A 2,587-nucleotide genomic window follows, 5' to 3' on the forward strand; every position below is an offset into this window, starting at 1 on the left:
ACACCGCCCAGATCACCTACGATCAGGACGGCGACTGGGTGGTCGACGCCAGCTTCTCCGACCCGATCGGGCGAAACACGTCGCTCCACAACGAGTTCACCATCGATACGATCGCGCCGACGCTCAAGCTCACCTTCGACAACAACGACGCGGCGAACGGCAAGTACTACAAGGCCACGCGAACCGCAACCATCGTCGAGACCGAGCGCAACTTCAGCGCCGAGCAGTCCCCGGTGACCACCACCGCCAAGGACGACAACGGACGCTCCGTGGATGCCCCCGGCGACAGCGGGTGGCGTGAGACCGGCCACTACGAGCACACCACGACCGTGGCGTTCACCAGCGAGAACCACTTCACCCTCAAGGGCGAAGCGACCGATCTCGCCGGCAACAAGGCCGTCGTCGTCACCGAGCCCGAGTTCGTGATCGATCTGACCAAGCCGAAGCTGACCATCGACAACATCGATGACAAGACCGCATACGCGGGAACCGTCTCCCCGGCGATCAACTACGAGGACACCAACCTCGACCAGACCAAGGCGACCTACACCATCACCGGTGCCCGCCACGGCAAGCTCGACAAGCTGGAGGACCTCGCCAAGATCACCACGACCAGCGAAAAGACCACCGACAACACGAAGGACGTGAGCTTCACCGACTTCGAGCGCAAGGTGGCCTCCGACGACGTGTACACCATCAAGGCGAACGTCACCGACATGGCCGGCAACACGTTCGAGGCGCAGAAGACCTTCTCGGTCAACCGCTTCGGTTCCACGTACACGTTCACCAGCGAGACCAAGGACCTTCGCGGCACCTATCTCAAGGAGTCCAAGCCGGTCACCATCACCGAGATCAACGTCTCAGGCCTCAAGCCTGGCAGCCGCAAGATCACCGTCGCCAAGGACGACCGCGCCACCGAGCTCAAGCCGAGCGACTACACGATCAGCACCGGCGACGACAAGGGTTGGAGCCGGACCACCTACACGGTGCCCGCCAACAACTTCTACGACGATGGCTACTACCGCGTGCAGGTGCAGTCCACCGACAACGCCGGCAACCTGTCCGAAAACACGATGAACGACAAGGATGCCGACCGCAAGGCCACCGCCGAAGTCAACTTCGCCGTCGACCGCCAGACCCCGCAGGCCGCGGTCGTGGGCATCACCTCCGGCGGCGTGTACTACGGCGGCAGCAAGCAGGTGTCGGTCAGTGCCAAGGACAACCTCGCGCTTGAATCCGCACAGCTCGTCGTGGACGGCCAGAGCGTCGGCAAGTGGAACGGCGAGGAGCTCGTCAAGGGCAATCCGTCGTACGCGGTCCCCGCCGACGCCAACGGGCACACGATCGTCGTCACCACGGTGGACAAGGCCGGCAACACGGCCACGACCACCTACGACAATGTGATCGTCGCCTCCAACTGGTGGCAGTACGCGATGAACACGCCTGCTATTCGCAACGCGCTGATCTTCGGCACGATGCTGCTGCTTGCGGCCATCGCCATCATCGGCGTGCTCGTGCACCGCACCCGCCAGCTGAGCGCCTACCGTCGCAACCCGTTCGAGCGGTGATCGCGCGGTGATCGTGCGGTAAGCTACAGATAACGCTCTGGCAGGATCAGCTCCAGCAAGAGCAACAGAGTCTGCGATGCCCTCGGCATGGGGATTACCCCCGCCGAGGGCATCGGCGTGTATTGGGCATATATTGCCGGTAGTCCTGATCGTCGGCGACCAATGACGAGCGGGAACCCAAGGAATCGCGTGTCAATACCCTACTACCAGTAAAATGGAAAGCAGATGTGCGAAGATTGCAAGTGAACGAAGGGGTTTGATCATGATTCGCAGTAACCGTCGAGGCGCGCGTGGAAGCGCGCGGAGAAGCATGTGGGGCGACGCGCGCACCGGTGTTGTCGCCAAGGTCGCCGGGTTGACGCTGGTGGCCGTGTTGATGGCGTCGCTGGCCGCCTGCTCAAGCCCGGTTTCGATTTCGGTTTCCAAGGGCGGCGGGTCGGACACGTCGCAGAGCAAGGATTCCGGCAAGGATTCCGGTTCCGATCTGACCGCTGCATGGAAGACGTTCGACATTCCAGACAGTGATCTGTCGATCAAGGTGCCGCAGACGCCGAAGAAGTCCGATATGCCGGGGCTGACCTCAAGCGGGCAGGATGTTCCCCATGAGCGCTGGTCCACGCCGGTCGACAATCCGTATCTGATCATCAACGCGTTCCGATTCAGCGCTCTGGACGAGAATCCGGTCGCCGCTCTGGTCGGCGACGATGCTGACCAGACCAAGGTCGATCAGGCGTTGGATGAATTCGCCCAAGGCGATGCCACGCAGTTCACCGGTGAGGAGATGGTCGGCGATCCGACGAAGACCATGGTCGCCGGGCGTCGGGCCATCCGATATCATGTCAAGGACTCCAGCGGCGTGGAGGCGACCATGATCGCCATGTTCAGCAAGCAAGGTGACGTGATCACCGTGGCCGTACCCGACAAAGCCGATAAGGCCGCCATCGACGAGATCATCGCCACCATCAGCGAAACCGGAAAGTAGCGCGCCTTTCGCAATCCCACCCCCCGCAACCAACCCC

General features: G+C 62.2%; 2 protein-coding genes. Both read left to right on the forward strand.

The window, feature by feature from the left end:
• The coding region (locus EHS19_RS10895; RefSeq protein ID WP_338325057.1) for an Ig-like domain repeat protein at nucleotides 1-1,568 on the forward strand (1,568 nt) is incomplete at its 5' end.
• A 262-nt stretch (nucleotides 1,569-1,830) separates the two neighbouring features.
• Nucleotides 1,831-2,550, forward strand: coding sequence for a hypothetical protein (locus tag EHS19_RS10250; protein ID WP_151917665.1), 720 nt, complete (start codon nucleotides 1,831-1,833; stop codon nucleotides 2,548-2,550).
• Nucleotides 2,551-2,587: the final 37 nt, after the last annotated feature.

Origin of the sequence: Bifidobacterium jacchi (genome assembly GCF_009078285.1) — a bacterium.
Lineage (GTDB): Bacteria > Actinomycetota > Actinomycetes > Actinomycetales > Bifidobacteriaceae > Bifidobacterium > Bifidobacterium jacchi.